This window comes from Prauserella flavalba (assembly GCF_003202235.1).
Classification (GTDB): domain Bacteria; phylum Actinomycetota; class Actinomycetes; order Mycobacteriales; family Pseudonocardiaceae; genus Prauserella_A; species Prauserella_A flavalba.
On the sequence record NZ_MASU01000011.1, the window covers coordinates 209253 to 226830 of the forward strand.

Annotated in this window: 15 protein-coding genes; 10 read left to right on the top strand and 5 right to left on the bottom strand. The window is 71.8% G+C overall.

The annotated features are described in order from the left end of the window. Nucleotides 1-13 precede the first annotated feature (13 nt). The 3 genes from BA062_RS25455 to BA062_RS25465 all read right to left on the bottom strand — a co-directional run bounded on the left by BA062_RS25455 (nt 14) and on the right by BA062_RS25465 (nt 4442). Nucleotides 14-1273 carry an exo-beta-N-acetylmuramidase NamZ family protein gene (locus BA062_RS25455; protein WP_110341045.1) on the bottom strand — a complete coding sequence of 420 codons (1260 nt, stop codon included), beginning with the start codon at nt 1271-1273 and terminating at the stop codon, nt 14-16. Next, entirely contained in the window at nt 1270-3084 is a 1815-nt protein-coding gene (locus tag BA062_RS25460) for a glycoside hydrolase family 3 protein (RefSeq protein ID WP_245959995.1), read from the bottom strand. The genes BA062_RS25455 and BA062_RS25460 overlap by 4 nt, the downstream gene beginning before the upstream one ends. 521 nt (nt 3085-3605) lie before the next feature. Next, complete coding sequence (locus BA062_RS25465) at nt 3606-4442, bottom strand: HAD-IB family hydrolase (protein WP_110340966.1); 837 nt, start codon at nt 4440-4442, stop codon at nt 3606-3608. Nucleotides 4443-4833: 391 nt separating this feature from the next. Here BA062_RS25465 and ssd point away from each other — a divergent pair, with 391 nt between their 5' ends. Next, entirely contained in the window at nt 4834-5901 is a 1068-nt protein-coding gene (gene ssd, locus BA062_RS25470; protein WP_110340968.1) for a septum site-determining protein Ssd, read from the top strand. Here the strand turns inward: ssd and BA062_RS25475 are convergent. Next, nucleotides 5891-6595 carry an SDR family NAD(P)-dependent oxidoreductase gene (locus BA062_RS25475; RefSeq protein ID WP_110340970.1) on the bottom strand — a complete coding sequence of 235 codons (705 nt, stop codon included), beginning with the start codon at nt 6593-6595 and terminating at the stop codon, nt 5891-5893. The two genes, ssd and BA062_RS25475, sit on opposite strands and share 11 nt — an antisense overlap. A gap of 179 nt (nt 6596-6774) precedes the next feature. Here BA062_RS25475 and BA062_RS25480 point away from each other — a divergent pair, with 179 nt between their 5' ends. The 7 genes from BA062_RS25480 (at nt 6775) to BA062_RS25510 (ending at nt 11789) form a co-directional block, all read left to right on the top strand. Continuing rightward, the gene (locus tag BA062_RS25480; RefSeq protein ID WP_110340972.1) at nt 6775-7980 is read left to right on the top strand and encodes a TadA family conjugal transfer-associated ATPase; all 1206 of its coding nucleotides are present in this window, start codon (nt 6775-6777) and stop codon (nt 7978-7980) included. Next, a complete protein-coding gene (locus tag BA062_RS25485) occupies nt 7974-8783 on the top strand; it encodes a type II secretion system F family protein (RefSeq protein WP_110340974.1) in 810 nt (269 codons plus the stop codon). Before BA062_RS25480 ends, BA062_RS25485 begins: the two co-directional genes overlap by 7 nt. 471 nt (nt 8784-9254) lie before the next feature. After that, nucleotides 9255-9815, top strand: a complete 561-nt coding sequence (locus tag BA062_RS25490; protein ID WP_342768955.1) for a type II secretion system F family protein — start codon at nt 9255-9257, stop codon at nt 9813-9815. 30 nt (nt 9816-9845) lie between these two features. After that, on the top strand, nt 9846-10061 hold the full coding sequence (locus BA062_RS25495) for a DUF4244 domain-containing protein (RefSeq protein WP_110340978.1): 216 nt from the start codon (nt 9846-9848) through the stop codon (nt 10059-10061). Next, the gene (locus tag BA062_RS25500) at nt 10061-10441 is read left to right on the top strand and encodes a TadE family type IV pilus minor pilin (RefSeq protein ID WP_110340980.1); all 381 of its coding nucleotides are present in this window, start codon (nt 10061-10063) and stop codon (nt 10439-10441) included. Before BA062_RS25495 ends, BA062_RS25500 begins: the two co-directional genes overlap by 1 nt. Next, complete coding sequence (locus tag BA062_RS25505) at nt 10422-10814, top strand: Rv3654c family TadE-like protein (protein WP_168214089.1); 393 nt, start codon at nt 10422-10424, stop codon at nt 10812-10814. Before BA062_RS25500 ends, BA062_RS25505 begins: the two co-directional genes overlap by 20 nt. Before the next feature lie 333 nt (nt 10815-11147). Then, nucleotides 11148-11789 carry a bifunctional DNA primase/polymerase gene (locus tag BA062_RS25510; protein WP_110340984.1) on the top strand — a complete coding sequence of 214 codons (642 nt, stop codon included), beginning with the start codon at nt 11148-11150 and terminating at the stop codon, nt 11787-11789. Here the strand turns inward: BA062_RS25510 and BA062_RS25515 are convergent. Next, a complete protein-coding gene (locus BA062_RS25515; protein WP_110341049.1) occupies nt 11753-14161 on the bottom strand; it encodes a DEAD/DEAH box helicase in 2409 nt (802 codons plus the stop codon). The genes BA062_RS25510 and BA062_RS25515 overlap by 37 nt on opposite strands. A 227-nt stretch (nt 14162-14388) precedes the next feature. Between BA062_RS25515 and BA062_RS25520 the strand changes: the two genes are divergently transcribed. Both BA062_RS25520 and BA062_RS25525 read left to right on the top strand, forming a co-directional pair. Continuing rightward, nucleotides 14389-16671, top strand: coding sequence for a sodium-translocating pyrophosphatase (locus BA062_RS25520; protein WP_110340986.1), 2283 nt, complete (start codon nt 14389-14391; stop codon nt 16669-16671). Between the two features lie 150 nt (nt 16672-16821). Further along, a complete protein-coding gene (locus tag BA062_RS25525) occupies nt 16822-17451 on the top strand; it encodes a hypothetical protein (protein ID WP_146240068.1) in 630 nt (209 codons plus the stop codon). Nucleotides 17452-17578 lie beyond the last annotated feature (127 nt).

Below are 17578 nucleotides of genomic sequence, written 5' to 3' on the forward strand. Positions count from 1 at the left end.
CGATCGTCCCCGCCTATCGGTAGATCAAGTACTCCTGCCGTCTGCGCTCGAACTCGGCGAGCTCCCCCTGCCACGCCCCCACGATCTCGTCGGTGCCCGCGCCCGCGTCGACCATCGTGCGTAGTCGCGCCGAGCCGGCGAGCTTGTCGATGAAGTCGTCCGGCCGCCAGCCGAATAGCCGCGGATGCACCCGCTTGGCCGTCACGAGCATCGCCACGGCCGTCCGGATCGGATCGAAGGCATGGGGGTCGGTGACGCTGAGCTGCACCCCGCCGCACGTCTCGCCCGAGAACTTGCCGAACGTCGGCACGAAGTAGGTCTCCCGGAAGCTGACCCCGGACAGTCGTTCCTTCCCGAGCGCCTCGCGCCACCGCCAGTCGACACCGGGTGCGCCGACGATCTCGAACGGCCGCGTGGTGCCGCGTCCCTCGGAGAACACCGTGCCCTCGAACAGGCACGTGCCTGGGTAGACGAGCGCGGTCTGCTCGGTGGGCACGTTCGGGCTCGGCGGCGTCCACACGAGCCCGGTCTCGGAGAACAGCTGGGAACGCCGCCAGCCGTGGGTCTCCACGATCTCCAGCGATTCCAGGCTGCCGCCGTCGCCGGGCAGGAACTCGGCGTCGAAGAACCGGGCCAGCTCGCCCACGGTCATGCCGTGCTGCTGCACGATCGGCTTGAGTCCCACACCGGAGCTGAACGCGGGATCCAGCATCGGCCCCCTGGCCTCGCCGCCGACCGGGTTCGGCCGGTCGAGCACCACGAACGCGGCGCCCGTGCGCGCGGCGGCGGCCATCGCGGTGTACATCGACCAGATGTAGGTGTAGAAGCGGGCGCCGATGTCGGCGATGTCGAACACCACCGTGTCCACACCCGCCTTGGTGATCATCGCCGCGAGCGTGTCGGCCGTGGCCCCGTACGCGTCGTAGACGGGAACGCCCGTGCGCGGATCGGCGTAGTCGCCCTCGGAGCCGCCCGCCTGCGCGCTGCCACGGAACCCGTGCTCGGGGCCGAACGCGGCGACCGGCCGGATCCCGGCGGCCACCAGCGAGTCGACGATGTGGTCGCGGTTCGCGAGCACGCCGGTGGGGTTGGAGAGCACGCCCACCTTGCGCCCCGCCAGCCGCTGCCAGCCTTCTGCGGCGAGCACGTCGGCGCCCGGCGTGACCCGGCCCGACTGCGGGATCGGCGCCGCCGCGGCGAACTGCGACCCCGTGGTGAGCATCGGGGTCGCCAGCGCGCTCGCGGCGAGGAAGAGCCGCCGGTTGACCATCACCACGTCAGCCCGTGGCCGAACGGGAACAGCACCGGGCCGGAGTCTCCGGCCGGGATCGTCACCGGAAGCCTGCCCTGCGGCGACAGTTCGCCGAAGAGCACCTTCGCGAGGGAGGACATGGTCACGCTCCGCCAGTCGTAAGTGGCGACCCACGTCGGCACGTCCGCGTACCCGGGGTCGTACGGTTCCTGAACCGACACTGCCACGACGGGCTTGCCGGTGGCCATGAGTTCTTCGACGAGTGCGCGCTGGCCTTCGCTGCCGCGCAGATTGTTCGTCAGCACGATCACGACGTTTGCGCTGGTAGCGGCGGTCGTGGCACGGTCGATGGCCGCCGCGTCCGGGTTGGTTCCCGTGGGCAGGGGCGTCGCGAACGGGCCGATCGCGTCGGCGAGAGCGTCCACCGGCTCTGCCGGATAGCCGGGATAGTCGGGCCGGTTCCACCCCGTCACGAGCACCTTGCCCGGCTCGGTGATCGGCAGGACACCGGCGTCGTTGCGCAGCACGGTCGTGGTGCGGTCGGTGACCTCCTGGATCCGGGCGAGGTGCTCGGGATTGCCCACCGTCCGCTCCACCGCGCGCTCGTTCACGAACGGCTTCTCCACGATCCCGCGCTTGGCCTTGAGCTCCAGGATCCGCAGCACGCTCTGGTCGATCCGCTCCTCGGTGAGCCTTCCGTTGCGCACCGCGTCGAGCACGCCGCCGATCGCGACACCCAGATCCGGCGGCATCAGCATCTGGTCGACCCCGGCCTCGATCGCGCGCACCGGGATCTCGGCGTCGGAGTACAGCTCCCGCACACCCTGCATCTGCAGGGAGTCGGTCACCACCACGCCCTCGTAGCCCAGTTCTTCGCGCAGCAGCCCGCCGATGATCGGCTTCGACAACGTGGCGGGATCGCCCGACGGGTCGAGGCTCGGCACCGCGATGTGCGCGGTCATGATCGAGTCGATGCCCGCGTCGATGGCGGCGCGGAACGGTGGCAGGTCCGTTTCGCGCCACTCCTGTTCCGTGCGCTCGATGGTGGGCAGGCCGGTGTGGCTGTCGGTCGCGGCGTCGCCGTGGCCGGGGAAGTGCTTCGCCGCACCGGACACGGTTTCCGTGGCGCTGCCCGCGTTCTGGTAGCCGTCCACCTGCGCGGCCACCAGCTCGCTCGCCAGCGCGGGATCGGCCGAGAAGGACCGCGAGCCGATCACGGGGTTGAGCGGGTTGGAGTTCACGTCGGCGTCGGGCGCGAAGTCCTGCGCGATGCCCATCGCGCGCAGCTCGGCGCCGTTGATCGCCGCGGCGGTGCGGGCGCCGCCGGCGTCCCGGCCAGCGCCCAGCGCCATCGCGCTCGGGTACTCGGTGGCCGGGTCGCCGATGCGGGTGACGCGCCCGCCCTCCTGGTCGATCGACAGCACCAGCGGCACGTGCGGCGCGTGCGTGAGCGCCGCGCGCTGCAGCCCGTTGGACAACCGGGCGACCTGTGCCGGGTCGTCGACGTTGTCGGTGCCCGCGTTGTTGAAGTAGATGACGCCGCCGACCTGGTAGCGGTGCACGACCTCGGCGGGGGTGTCGACTCCGTACTTCTCCCGGTTCGAAGGGTGGGCTTCGTTCGCGCCCTTGCCGAACACGTCGGCGACGAAGAGCTGGCCCACCTTCTGTTCGAGGGTCAGCCCGCGCAGCGTCTCCTCGGCCCAGTTGCCCGGCCGCGGCTCCTCCGCCGCGGCGGGTGCGGCGCTCGCGGTCACCGCGAGCAGTCCGGCGATCGAAGCGGTGGCGCATCTTCTGGCATACGTCGTCCTGTGCCGGGCGCGGGGGATGGTCACGGAAAGCCTCCCAGGGCGTGTGCGTTCGTGGGATTTCCACGAGAACTCGCCGACGCCGGAAAGCTACTGACGAAACGGGAGCCGGTCAACGACCGAAAGGCGGCACTACCGAGGGAAAACCTGCCGCATACGCTGGCGGCGCCCGTGACGTTGAACGTCAACGGGCGCCGCCTGCTCGCGCGGACTGCTCGGGTGACCAAGCTGCAACTCGTGTCGTACTCAGTGGGGACTCGGCGTCCGGCGTCCCGGTACGCAGTCCCTCGACGACAAGCCTCCCGCGGCATGCCCAGCGTGGGTGCCCGGAGTCCGCGCACGGAGATCTTTCGGGGTGGATCGGGCTTCTCTTCGCCGGATCCCTGGCCGACCAGATGTCCGCAACCCCCTTTCTACCGAGTGATGGCCGTCACTTCAAGGGTGCTGCGGGGTGCACCGGTACAGAGCCTCTATCCAGTGACTTTCATGGGTGTGAGCCGGTCTGTTTCCGTGACCCGGCAAGCACAACAAGCCGCCGGGTGGGTGGTCTACGGCGTGTCCCGGCGGCGGCGTCGCGACAGTCCGTAGAGCGTCGCCCCCGCGGCCACCGCGCCCACTCCGAGTCCCACCGCCATCACCGCGGGCGACGGCGCGGGGATGCGGGCGCGCAACGAGACCGGGTTGGTGAACGTGTGCACGGGCCAGTCGCGCTCGACGGCCAGCTTGCGCAGTGCCCGGTCGGGGTTGACCGCGTGCGGATGCCCGACGACCTCCAGCAGGGGCACGTCGGTGCTCGAGTCGGTGTAGGCGTGGCACGCGGTGAGGTCGTAGCCGTGATCGGCGGCGAACCGTTTCGCGGCGACGGCCTTCTGCTCGCCGTAGCAGTAGAACTCCAGCTCGCCCGAGTAGCGGCCGTCGACGATCTCCATCCGGGTGCCCATGCTCCTGGTCGCCCCGAGCATCTCGGCGATCGGCGAGACCACCTCCTCGCCCATCGCGGACAGCACGATCACATCCTCGCCGCGTGCCTTGTGGTCGGCGATGAGCTCCGCGGCCTCGGCGTACACGAGCGGAGCCACGACGTCGTGCAGCGTCTCGTTGACGACCGCCCGTACCTGGGCGACGTCCCAGCCCGCGCACTGCGCCGAGATCGCCGCCCGCAGTCGCTCGGTCCGGTCGGCGTCGGCTCCGGACAGCGAGAAGATCAGTTGTGCGTAGGCGCTCTTGAGCGCCGCCCGCCGGTTGATCAATCCCTGGCGGAGAAAGGGTTTGCTGAACGCGAGCGCGCTGGACGAGGCGATGATGGTCTTGTCGAGGTCGAAGAACGCCGCCACCGAGGCAGGTGCTTCAGACGCGCTCCGCGGTGAGCTGCTGGGTTCGGCCACGGCTCCACCATAGTGATCGGTTCCGCCGCCGCTGCGACCCGGCGAGTGAGCGACCGGCGACGGTCGGTGTCGGGAGGGGATTTCCCGGGCAGGGCAACGGAACGTGCGCCCGTGTGCCGTTACCGAATTGCGGTACTCGGGGGCACGCGACCCGGCGTTGGCGGAGTTAGAGTTGAACAGTCCGGTCCAGCCGGACCCCGGTTCAGTCCGACCCCCCGGGACTGAACCCCAGGCGGTCCCCGCTCCTCCCCCCTGGCGGGGGCCGCCCCTTTATCCACGGAGTTGTCCACATCGGGGCGGTTGTCCACAGGTTTGCGAACCCGGGCTTGCCGTGTCCTGCGACGCCGCGTGACCGTTGGGGTGATCGCAGAACCGGCTCTGGGGGTGGAGAATGCGGCAGGCCGACCGTCCGCTCGTCGTGGTGCGTGACGACGCCGTGCTCGACGAGATTCAGCGGATCGCGGCGGCGGTGGGGTGCGAGAGCGAGTGGGTGAGCGACCTTGGCGCGGCGCGCGAGCCGTGGGCGACGGCTCCGCTCGTGCTGCTCGACGACTCCGCACTGGCGGAGGACCCCGATCCCGCGCTGCCACGCCGGGAAGGGGTACTGCTCGTCTGCAAGGGCGCTCCGGCCCCGCAGTCCTGGCAGCGTGCGTTCGCGCTCGGTGTCCAGGACGTCGTCGCCCTCCCCGAAGGCGAGGACACGCTGGTGGCCGCACTCGCCGACGTCGCAGAGGGGCCGAGTCAGGGAAGGGGCCAGGTGCTGGCCGTCGTCGGTGGATGCGGCGGGGCGGGGGCATCGGTGCTCGCGGCCAGCGTGGGGCTGCGTGTGGCGAGGACCGGCGGTTCCGCGCTGCTCGTCGACTGCGATCCACTGGGCGGCGGCATCGATCTGCTGCTCGGCTCCGAACGCGCCGAGGGCTTGCGCTGGCCGCAGCTGCGCGTGCGGTCGGGACGGGTGTCGATGCCGGAGCTGGAGGCCGCGTTGCCGGCCAGAAAGCACGGCGAGGGAAGGCTTTCCGTGCTGTCGTGCGACCGGGAGGGCCCGGGCCCGACGGCCGATGCGGTCGCGGCCGTCGTCGAGGCGGGCAGGCGAGCCGGCCGGGTGGTGGTCTGCGACGTGCCCCGGCAACCCGACACCGCCGCGGAGGAGGCGCTCCGGCGCGCAGATCTGGCGGTGCTGGTGGTACCCGCCGAGGTGCGGGCGTGCGTCGCGGCGACCCGGGTACTCGCCCGCCTCGCTGAGCTGACCGGCGACGTGCGTGTGCTCGCGCGCGGCCCCGCCCCGGACGGGCTGACCGCCCACGACGTCGCGGACGCCGTGGGCGTGCCCCTGCTCGGCCGGATCCGCACGGAGCGCGGGCTCGCGCGTGCCGTCGAACGCGGCGTGTTCAACCCCAGGCCGGGCGGTGCGCTCGGCACCGCGGCCCTCACGGTGCTGGAGACACTCGCTAGCTGCTGAAGCCACCGTCCACAGTGAGCACCGTGCCGGTGACGTAAGCGCCGCCGTACCCCGCGAGGAAGGCCACCGCGGCGGCGATCTCGGCGGGTTCGGCGTAGCGGCCGAGTGCGGTGAAGCCGCGGATGGTGCCGGCGTTCGGGCCGTCGGCCGGGTCGGTGTCGGTCGGCCCCGGATGGACCAGGTTCACGGTGATGCCCCGCGGACCCAGTTCCCTGCCGAGTCCCTTGGTGAGCCCGATGAGCGCCGTTTTGCTCAGCGAGTACAGCGATATCCCAGGGAACACCGCGCGCTCGGCCATGTTGCTGCCGATGTTGATGATCCGGCCGCCGCCGGACAGGTGCCGCGCCGCTGCTCTGGCCGCGACGAACGGAGCGCGAACGTTGACGGCGATCGTCCGGTCGAACTCCGCGACGTCGAGTTGCTCCAGCGGTGCCACGGGAAACCGGCCGGCGTTGCTGACCAGGATGTCCAGCCTGCCGAACTCCGAGACCGACGACTCCACGGCCTCGGTCACGGCCGCCTCGTCAGCGCTGTCGGCGCGGAGGACGAGCGCCCTGCGTCCCGCCGCCTTGATCCGATCGGCCACCGCGCGTGCCCGGTCCTCGTCGTGCCGGTAGGTGAGCGCGACGTCGGTGCCGTCCTCGGCGAGCCGGAGTGCGATCGCCGCGCCGATTCCCCGGCTGCCGCCGGTCACCAGCGCGTTCCATGCCTACAGCCTTGTCTTCGCGGGGCCGGGATTCCGGCGGGAATCGGACACGTCGTTCGGTCGAGTTATCCACATCGGACCGGTTATCCACAGCTCCGCGAAATGCCTCTTGTGACGCATCGCCTCGCCCTCGAAGGTGAATGTACAGCCGATCCGAGGGGGTCCCGATGGATGCGACCACAGTCCACTCAAGACAGTCGAGCGCGACCGCCGACACCGCTCTGGTCGAGCGCGTCCGCAAGCGGCTCGCCGGGGCCGGGTCCGGCACCGACCCGCGCACCGTCGCCGAAGCCGTGCGCGCCGAAACCGGTGGTGTGGCAGGGCATCTGGACATCCTCGACGCGCTCCGTCTGCTCCGGCACGAGTTCGTCGGCGCGGGCCCGCTCGAACCGCTGTTGACCGATCCTGGAGTTTCCGACGTGCTCGTCACGGCGCCGGACGAGGTGTGGATCGACGGCACGCAGGGCCTTCGCCGCACCGACGTTCGGTTCACCGACGAGGAGGCCGTCCGGCGGCTCGCCCAGCGGCTCGCGCTCGCCGCGGGCCGCAGGCTCGACGACGCGCAGCCGTTCGTCGACGGCTGGTTGCCCGGCACGGGTCCGCACGGCCGGGTGCGGCTGCACGCCGTGCTGCCGCCGATCGCTGCCGAGGGCACCTGTCTGTCGCTGCGGGTACTGCGTCCCGCGGTGCACGACCTTCGCGCGTTGCGCAGGCTCGGCACCGTCGACGACAGCGGACTCGCGCTGTTGCGGGCGATTGTCTCTGCGCGACTGGCCTTCCTCGTAAGCGGAGCGACCGGGTCGGGCAAGAGCACGCTGCTCGCGGCCCTGCTCGGCGCGGTCTCACCCGCCGAGCGGATCGTCTGCGTCGAGGACGCGGGCGAGCTGCAGCCCTCGCATCCCCAGTTCGTCCGGCTCGTCGCCCGTCCGCCGAACGTCGAGGGCGCGGGCGAGGTGACGCTGCGCGAACTCGTGCGCGAGGCGCTGCGCATGCGCCCTGACCGTCTCGTGGTCGGCGAGGTGCGGGGCCGAGAGGTCTGCGAGCTGCTGACCGCGATGAACACCGGGCACGACGGTGGCGCGGGCACCCTTCACGCCAACTCGCCGAGCGAGGTGCCCGCCAGGCTGGAGGCGCTTGCCGCGCTCGGCGGGCTTTCTCGTTCCGCGCTGCACAGTCAGCTCGCCGCGGCGGTACAGCTCGTGCTCCACATGCGCCGGCTGGCGGACGGTCGCCGCGCGCTCGCCGAGATCGGTGTCGTGCAGCGTGACGGCGACACCGTGCGGGTCGCGCCCGCGTGGCGGCCCTCCGGTTGGACCGGCAGGCGGCTGGTGGCCGACCTCCTCGGCGCGAAGGGGGTGGAGCTGCCGTGCTGACCGGGTCCGCGCTCAGCGCCGCACTCGCCCTGCTGAGCTGGCCGTCGCCGACCTGTTCCCGGAGGCTCGCTTCACTCCGTGCGCGCCAGTTCCCGGCCCCGTGGCGGGCCGACCCGAAACGGTGGGCCATCGCGCTGCTGCCCCTCGGCTCGGTACCGGCCGTCCTGCTGTCCGGCCCGGCTGCCGCGATCGCCCTGCTGTTGCTGACGGGCTCCGTCTTCCTGCACCGCCGCACCCGCCGCCGAGCCAGGGCACGGGTCGAGGCGGCCGCCGCGCTCGCCGAGGCCGTGCGCACGATGGTCGGCGAGCTCAGGGCGGGAGCGCATCCCGCGACCGCCGCGGAAGCCGCCGCGGCGGATGCGGATCCCGTCGCGGCGAGCACGTTGCGTGCGGTCGCGGCTTCGGCCCGGCTCGGCGGGGATCTCGACGGTGCGCTGCTCGCCCGGTCGGCCTCGGACCCCGGCGGCGAGGTACTCACCCAGCTCGCCCACGCCTGGTCCCTCGCCCGCGAACACGGCCTGCCACTCGCGACCGTGCTCGACGCCGTCCAACGCGACGTGGACGCCAAGGTGCGGCTGGCGAACCAGGTGGACGCCCGCATGGCGGGTCCGCGCGCCAGCGCGGCGATCCTCGCCGTGCTGCCCGCGGCGGGCATCCTGCTGGGCGAGGCGATGGGCGCGCGGCCGTTGCACGTGCTCGGCACGACCTCGGCGGGACAGCTCCTGCTGGTTCTCGGCGCCGCACTCGTGCTGGCCGGGGTGTACTGGAGCGCCGCCATCACGAACCGGGTGTTGCCGCGATGACCGCGCCGACGCGCGTGCGCGTGCCGTGGTTCGATCCGGTGCGGCCCTTGAGGCGAACGGCCGGGCATCCAGGCAATGCCGCTTGGACCCGAGAGCAGGGGGCGGCCGCTGTGACCGCGCCGTGCGTCGTCGCGGGGCGCTGGTTTCCGGCCCGGTGTTCCCGGAATCCGAGTGCCCCGGCAATCCCGGGTGGACCCGGTGTCCGGGGGTGGTTGCGATGACCAGGCTCAGCCTCGTCGCGACGTTGCCGTCTGCCCCGGTCACCGCAGCGGCGTTGCCGCGCGCTGACAGCGGCGGGTGGTCGCGATGAGCACGCCGAGCGTCGTCGCGGCCTTGCTTGGCGCCGCGGTGCTGACGGCCCCGCAGCCCCGGACGAACCGCTTGCGCTCGGTACTGCCGCGTCCGGACCCTCCGCGAGCCACGCCCCCGGCGGCCCGGCTGGCGCGATCTTCGGCGGGACGATCCGCCTGCGTGGCAGTCGCCGTCGCGGTGCTCGTGGCCGCGGCAGGGAGCTGGACGCTGGCGCTGCCGGCCGGTGCGCTCGCCGGGTTCGCCGCCCGGAGGCTGCTCTCGCCTCGACGGGTCGCCGCGGCGGATCCGCTGCGACTCGCCGCGACCGGCGACCTCCTCGCGGCGTGCCTCACCGCCGGGCTACCGGTGCCGACCGCGGTCCGCGCCGTCGCGGGCACGGCACCACCGGACGCGGCCGCCGCGCTGCGGGCGACCGCCGACCTCCTCACCCTCGGCGCCGAGCCCGCCGAAGCGTGGGAACCATCGCGACGGTGCCCGTCGACCGCGGAGCTGGCTCGTGCGGCCTGCCGCACCGCCCGCTCGGGCAGTGCGCTGGCCGAGGTGGCGTCGGGCATGGCCGAGCGAGCGCGCTCCGCCGTCGGCGACGAGGCCGAGGCCCGCGCGCAGCGCGCGGGCGTCCTGATCACCGGACCACTCGGCCTGTGCTTCCTGCCCGCCTTCCTGTGCCTCGGTGTCGTCCCCGTCGTCCTCGGACTCGCCGGACGGCTGACCGTCTTCTGACCCAGCACGACGAACGAAAGGAACACGACCATGAACTCGATCCTGTGGCACGCCCTGCTGCGCCGCCGCGGTCCGCTGCCCCGCGACCGCTTCCGCTCCGACGACGGCATGAGTACGGCCGAGTACGCCATCGGCACGCTCGCCGCGGCCGCCTTCGCGGCGCTCCTCTACACGGTGATCACCGGCGACTCGGTGGTCAGCGCACTCACCTCGCTCATCGAGCGGGCGATCTCGGTGAGCTTCTGATGCGCCGGTTCCGAACCGCAGGGGACCGGGGCACCGCCACCGTGGAAGGCGCCATCGCGCTGTGCTCGCTCGTGACGGTCTTCGGCCTCGTGCTCGTTGGGATCATGGCGATCTCGAAGCAGATCCGATGCACCGACGCCGCGATGGAAGCGGCGAGGCACCTCGCGCGCGGGCAGCCCGCGCTCGCCGAGGAAGCCGTCCGGAGGCTCGCGCCCGGCGGTGCCACGCTCGATGTGCGGACGCGTGACGGGACCGTCGAGGTGACGGTCGAGGCCCCCGCGGTGAACGCCTTGCCGGGCGTCGCGGTGCGGGCGGAGGCTTTCGCCGAACTGGAGCCCGGTGAGCGGGAGGCGGCCACCGGTGCCGCGCCCGGAAGCTGAGCCCGACGGCGGATCGGCAACCGTGTGGGCGGCCGGTGCGATCGCGGGCCTGCTCGCGGTGGCCGGCTTGCTGTGGCTGCTGGGTGGTGCCGTGGTCACCCGGCACCGGGCCGCGAACGCGGCGGACCTGGCCGCGCTCGCCGCCGCCGGCCATGCCGAGCGGGGCACTGCCGAGGCGTGCGCGCACGCCCACCGAATCGCCGAGCGCATGCGCGCCCACGTCCGCGAGTGCCGCTTCGACGGCTGGGACGCGCTCGTGGTCGTCGAAGCGGTGGGTCCCGGGTCGCTCGCCGGGTTCGGGCCCGTCACCGCTCGCGCGCGGGCAGGGCCGGTCGGTTCGCCCGCGATGAACGGGCGAATGGAGCCGGACTGACCTGCCTGCCGAAGCGGTCACCGGCGAGCAGCGGTCACCGGCGTGCGACGAGCGGTCTTCGGCCTGGACGAACGGACCGAACGGCCGCAGGCCGGAGTTGATCACGGCCTGGTGGGTGAGACGAGGCGGCTGCGACGAACGGCCAGCTCAAGGGCGCCTGTCGCCGACGATTGACACGCGGGATTCAGTCGAGCCGTTGTGTCGGTGCTCACTCGTCGTCTGTCAAGCACCGGTTGTCGACGGGGGCCTTCCGGCCAAGTGCAACTTGCCGTTTATTCATCTGTGACACCGCGAACGAGGCGGTGGAAGTTTCTGAGGAGGCTCGAGAAAGACATGTTGGACACGGAGTGGCCGGACAGCTGGCGCGGCGCGTTCCGCATCGAGTTGCGCGCCGAAGCCATCGGCCTGGCCTGGCGAGGCTGGCCGGTGCTGCCGGGTACCTACCCCGGCGCCGGTGACGACACGGAGTCCGGCTCCGCGTGGACGCGGCCGGTCCCGGTGCACGAGGACTGGCACCAGCGGATCGGCGCCCACCCGCAGCAGGTGGCCGCGTGGTTCACCGGCAGGCCGCACAGCCTGCTCGTCGCCACCGGCACGATGATCGACGCGATCGAGGTGGACGACCAGCTCGGCCGCCGCGCCGCCACGCTGCTGCGGGCTACCGGGCACCCGGCGCCGATCGTCGCGATGCCGAACGGCCGGTGGCTGTTCCTCACCACGTCGACGGACCGCGTGCCGTCGGTGCTGGCCACGAACGAGAACGTGCGGTGGCACGGTGAGGGCAGCTACGTTCCGCTCCCGCCGACGCCGTTCGAGCACGGCGTCGTGCACTGGCGGGTCAAGCCGGAGATCTGGGGCTGGCGGCTTCCCGCAGCCGGCGCGGTGCACGAGGTACTGGTGCGTGCGCTGCTCGGCGAGGCCGCCGACCACGTGACGGCTCAGCCCGTCTTCGTCGCGGGATCCTCCGCGGCGTGATCGACCCCGTGGCCGTGCCGACCATCGTGGTTCACCGCCCCGAGCACGATGTCCAGCACGGTCACCGCCCCCGCCTTGTCCAGCGGATCGTTGCCGTTCCCGCATTTAGGCGACTGGACGCAGGACGGGCACCCAGCCGGGCACTCGCAGGAGACGATCGCCTCCCGCGTAGCGGCCAGCCAAGGGACGAGCGCGGCGAAGCCGCGGTCGGCGAATCCGGCACCCCCGGGATGACCATCGTGCACGAACACCGTCGCCTCCCCGGTGTCCGAGTGCATCGCGGTCGAAACTCCGCCGATGTCCCAGCGGTCGCACGTAGCGAACAGCGGTAGCAGGCCGATCGCCGCGTGCTCGGCGGCATGCAGGGCGCCGGGGATGCGCGCCGGTTCGAGACCGGCGCCCCCCGGCGCCCTGTCCCCATCGTCGGCCTTCTCCAGCAGCTCGTCGCTGATCGTGTACCAGACCGCGCGCGTGCGAAGTACCTGTTCCGGCAGGTCCAGCGCGACGTGGTCGAGTACCTCGCCCGACGGCAGCCTGCGCAGGTAACCGACCACCTGTGAGGTCACCGCCACCTCTCCGAGGCACACGGTGACGCCGCCGTACCGCTCCTCGCGAACCGTGTTCAGCACCGCGATGTCGACGATCTCCCTCGCCGAGGTGTTCCACTCCGGGTCCTCCGCGTGCACGAGCGCGAGACCCTGCTCGAGGTCGAGATCGTCTACGACGTACGACGAACCCTGGTGCAGGTACAACGCTCCCTGGTGCACGGTGCTACACGCCGAGCCGGGATCGACGGTGCCCAGCAGCCGCGACGTGTCCGCTTCCACCACCGCGATCTGATCACCGCCCGAGCCGCGGATGTCCACCTGGTGCTGCGGGCGGTCCCGCGTCGTCCAGTACCAGCCGCTCGGCCGCCTGCGCAGCACCTTGTCGGCCACCAGCTCGTCGAGCACCTCGCGCGCCGCCGCGCCGCCGAACGCGTCCAGTTCCTCGGCGGTCAGCGGCAGCTCGGCCGCCGCGCACGCCAGTTGCGGCGCCAGCACATACGGGTTCGCGGGATCCAGCACCGCCGTCTCCACCGGGCGGTCCAGCAGCGCCCCCGGATGATGCACGAGATAGGTGTCGAGCGGGTCGTCCCTCGCGACGAACACGACGAGCGCGTCGTCACCGGCCCGGCCCGCGCGGCCCGACTGCTGCCAGAACGACGCGAGCGTGCCCGGGTAGCCCGCGAGCACCACGGCGTCCAGGCCGGCGATGTCGACGCCCAACTCCAGCGCGTTCGTGGTGGCGACCCCCAGCAGCTGCCCGGACAGCAGGGCCTTCTCCAGCGCTCGCCGCTCCTCGGGCAGGAAACCCGCCCGGTACGCCGCCACCGCCTCGCCCAGCTCGGGGTCCACCTCGGACAGAATCCGCTTCGCGCCGAGCGCGGTCAGCTCCGCTCCGCGCCGCGAGCGCACGAACGCGAGGCTGCGGGCGCCCTCGATCACCAGCTCCGCCAGGATCCGCGCGGCCTCCGCGCCCGCGGAACGCCGCACGGGGGCGCCGTTCTCCCCGGCCAGCTCCTCCAGCAACGGCGGTTCCCACAGCGCCACCGTGCGCGCGCCCCTCGGCGAGGCGTCCTCGACGACAGGCGAGCACTCGCGCCCCGTGAGCCGCGCCGCGAAACCGGCGGGTTCCGCGGTGGTGGCCGAGGCCAGCACGAACACCGGGTCCGCGCCGTAGTGCCTCGCCACGCGCCGCAGCCTGCGCAGCAGCAGCGCCACGTGCGAGCCGAACACGCCGCGGTAGCTGTGGCACTCGTCCACGACCACGTAGGTGAGCTTGCGGAAGAACTTCGCCCACCGCGCGTGGGCCGACAGCACGCCGCGGTGGAGCATGTCGGGGTTCGTGAACACCCAGCGCGCGTGGTCTCGCACCCAGTCGCGCTCGTTCAGCGGCGTGTCGCCGTCGTAGGAGGCCGGCCGCACGCCGTCGAGGTCCAGCGCGGACACCGCGCGCAGCTGGTCGGCGCCCAGCGCCTTGGTCGGTGCCAGGTAGAGGGCCGTGGCTTTGGGGTCGGCGTGCAGTTTCGAGAGCACGGGCAGCTGGTAGACGAGCGACTTGCCCGACGCCGTGCCGGTGGCGATCACGACGTCGCTGCCCGACCACGCCAGCTCCGCGGCCTCCGCCTGATGCGTCCACGGCCGCTCGACGCCGGTGGCCCTGATCGCGTCGACGACGGCGGCCGGGACCCATTCCGGCCAGTCCGCGAACTTCGGTTCCCTGGCCGGGAGGTCGGCGACATGGGTGACGGGGTTGCGCCGTTCCGGAATGCCCGCGGTGGCGCGGCTCAGCAGGCGTCGCGCCCGCAGCGACTCGCCTCGACCGCTCATGTGTTCGAGCATCGCACACCGGCGGCCGCGCCCCGATCGGCGGTACCGTGAGCGGTTTCACATGAATACGCAGCGTATGTGACATGGGACGCCCTGCCGGGGCGTCCATCTCTACCAATAGACTCCGCCAAACCACACCAGAAGTGGTGTAGATCCCATGTCAGCGTCGGCACAGTGGTCAGCCCGCTCGTCGGCGCTGGCAACAGGCGACGTTTCCAGGAGGACGAATGTCCCGGCACTTCCTCGCGGAGGGCTCACCCGAGCTCTCCGGAGGTGACTACGGCATCGTGGCCGTGGTCGCCGTGGTCGCCCTTGCTGCGCTCGTCATTGGATATCTGCTGCTCAAGGAGGTCCTGGCCGCCGGTCAGGGCACCCAGAAGATGCAGGAGATCGCCAAGGCGGTGCAGGAAGGCGCGGCTGCCTACCTCAACCGGCAGCGGAACACCCTCGCCATCTTCGGCGTGATCGTGTTCCTCCTGCTGTTCGCACTCCCCGCGGAGGACTGGAACGAGCGGATAGGCCGTTCGCTGTTCTTCTTGGTCGGTGCGGTGTTCTCGTTCTCGATCGGCTACCTCGGCATGTGGTTGTCGACGAGAGCGAACGTCCGCGTCGCGGCAGCGGCACGCGAGTCCGGTGGCCGGGAGAAGGCGATGCGGATCGCGTTCCGCACCGGTGGCGTAGTCGGCATGATCACGGTGGGACTCGGCCTCTTCGGCGCTGCCGTCGTGGTGCTCGTGTACGCCGGGCAGGCTCCGAAGGTCCTCGAGGGCTTCGGCTTCGGCGCGGCCCTGATCGCGATGTTCATGCGTGTCGGTGGCGGCATCTTCACCAAGGCCGCCGACGTCGGCGCCGACCTGGTCGGCAAGGTGGAGCAGAACATCCCCGAGGACGACCCGCGCAACGCGGCCACGATCGCCGACAACGTCGGCGACAACGTGGGTGACTGCGCCGGCATGGCGGCGGACCTGTTCGAGTCGTACGCGGTGACCCTCGTCGCCGCGCTGATCCTCGGCAGCGCCGCGTTCGGGGCGACGGGCTACGGCCTGGTGTTCCCGCTGATCATCCCGGCCATCGGTGTGATCACGGCCGTGATCGGCATCTACATCACGCGCGCCAGGGCGGGCGAGAGCGGGCTGACGACGATCAACCGCTCCTTCTACATCTCGGCCGTCATCTCCGCGGTGCTCTCCGCCATCGCGGCGTTCGTGTTCCTGCCCAGCTCGTTCGACGGCGCCGAGGGCAACCCGGCCGTCATCGCGACGGTCTCGGTGATCATCGGTATCGCGCTCGCCGGCGTGATCCTGTGGCTGACGGGCTACTACACCGGCACCGAGCACGGGCCGGTGAAGGACGTCGGCAAGACGTCGGAGACCGGTGCGGCGACGGTGATCCTCTCCGGTATCGGCGTCGGTTTCGAGTCGGCGGTGTTCACCGCGCTCGTGATCGGAGCCGCGGTCTTCGGGGCCTACCTGCTCGGTGGTGCGGTGGCGCTGTTCGCCGTCGCGCTCGCCGGAACGGGTCTGCTCACCACGGTCGGTGTCATCGTCGCGATGGACACGTTCGGCCCGGTGTCGGACAACGCGCAGGGCATCGCCGAGATGTCGGGCGACCTCGAGGAAGGCGAGGGCGTCCAGATCCTCACCGAGCTCGACGCGGTCGGCAACACCACGAAGGCGATCACGAAGGGCATCGCGATCTCGACGGCGGTGCTCGCCGCGACCGCGCTGTTCGGGTCCTACTCCGAGGCCATCCTCGGCGCGCTGCGCGACGTGGGCACGGGCCTCTCGGACGTCCCGGACTCGTTCATCGACAGCATCATCGTGCCGAACACGCTGGTCGGCGTGATCATCGGCGCGGCGGTGGTGTTCCTGTTCTCGGGCCTCGCCGTCAACGCGGTGTCGAGGGCGGCCGGTGCCGTGGTCTACGAGGTGCGGCGCCAGTTCCGCGACATCCCGGGGATCATGGAGGGCACGACGCGGCCCGAGTACGGCAAGGTCGTGGACATCGTCACCCGCGACTCGCTGAGGGAGCTGGCCACGCCGGGTCTGCTCGCGGTGTTCGCGCCGATCGCGGTCGGCTTCGGTCTCGGCACCGGGGCGCTGGCCGGTTACCTGGGCGGTGCGATCGCCACCGGCACGCTGATGGCGGTGTTCCTCGCCAACTCCGGTGGCGCGTGGGACAACGCGAAGAAGCTGGTCGAGGACGGTCACCACGGTGGCAAGAACTCGGAGGCCCACGCCGCGACGGTCATCGGCGACACCGTCGGTGACCCGTTCAAGGACACGGCGGGCCCGGCGATCAACCCGCTGCTCAAGGTGATGAACCTGGTGTCGCTGCTGATCGCGCCCGCGGTCGTGCAGTTCACCGTCGGCGAGGACGCCTCGATCGGCGTCCGCATCGCCATCGCGCTGGTGGCCGTGGCCGTCATCGTGGCCGCGATCGTGGTGTCGAAGCGCCGTGGCACGGCCATCGCCGAGACGCCTGCCCCGCAGCAGGCGACGAACGCGTAGCGTCACCGTCAGTCCGGGCCCGGAGCGCTCGCCGCTCCGGGCCCGGCTCGTGTTCGGGTAAGGACAGGGCCGGTTGCAGGCTGCAACACGACCGGTACCGTCGGACGAAGATCGTGCTCGAATGGACACCGTCTGTCAGGAGGTGTGGGCGTGCGGCCGCGGATGACCGTTCTCGCCGCTGTGGTGCTGGCCCTTGGGGGCCTTGGGCTCGCAGGGTGTGGTCAGCCGAGAACGCAGCCCGGTGCCCAGCAGGCGGCGGAGTCGTCGGGCCCGGGTTTGACGGCGGACGAGGTTCGCCGCGAGGACGCCACCACCGCGTGGGCCGGCGGGTACTGCGCCGCCGTGTCGGAGCTGGTTCGTTCGTTCTCGCGGATGCCGACCATCGACCCGACCACGCCGCAGCAGGCGTCGCGCACGTCGAGCGAGCTGCTGGGCGTGATGATCGGGGGCCTCGACCGCACGCTCGACGGTCTCGACCGGCTCAGCCGGGCTCCGCTGTCGGACGGCGAGCGCATCAAGGCGCAGGCCGTTTCCAGGTACGTGGGTATCCGGGACCGTGCCGTGGGGGCGAAGCAGCAGCTCGACGCGGCCACCACCGAAGAGGCCAGCAGGGCCGCGATCGGCTCGGTGCGGGCGCCGCTGGAGGAGATCGGCCGGGTCAGCCTGCTTGACGGCTTCGACGCCGTGCCCGAGCTGAAGGAGGCGAGCCTGCGCGCGCCTCAGTGCAAGGAGCTCACCGACTCGCGGGACACGGCGAGGTTCGATCCGGGCGCCTCGTAGCGCGGGGGTCCGGGGACCGCGGTTCCCCGGACCGGTCTAGGAGTGTGCTGAAAACCCCGCCCGTAGCGAGCGACGATCCAGACGGATGCATCGCGAGGCGGAGGATCGCCCTCGTTCAGTGCGCTCC

Coding starts and splice junctions, on each gene's coding strand:
- ssd (WP_110340968.1), top strand. CDS start 4,834: ATGCGGCAGGCCGACCGTCCGCTCGTCGTGGTGCGTGACGACGCCGTG.
- BA062_RS25480 (WP_110340972.1), top strand. CDS start 6,775: ATGGATGCGACCACAGTCCACTCAAGACAGTCGAGCGCGACCGCCGAC.
- BA062_RS25495 (WP_110340978.1), top strand. CDS start 9,846: ATGAACTCGATCCTGTGGCACGCCCTGCTGCGCCGCCGCGGTCCGCTG.
- BA062_RS25500 (WP_110340980.1), top strand. CDS start 10,061: ATGCGCCGGTTCCGAACCGCAGGGGACCGGGGCACCGCCACCGTGGAA.
- BA062_RS25510 (WP_110340984.1), top strand. CDS start 11,148: ATGTTGGACACGGAGTGGCCGGACAGCTGGCGCGGCGCGTTCCGCATC.
- BA062_RS25515 (WP_110341049.1), bottom strand. CDS start 14,161: ATGAGCGGTCGAGGCGAGTCGCTGCGGGCGCGACGCCTGCTGAGCCGC.
- BA062_RS25520 (WP_110340986.1), top strand. CDS start 14,389: ATGTCCCGGCACTTCCTCGCGGAGGGCTCACCCGAGCTCTCCGGAGGT.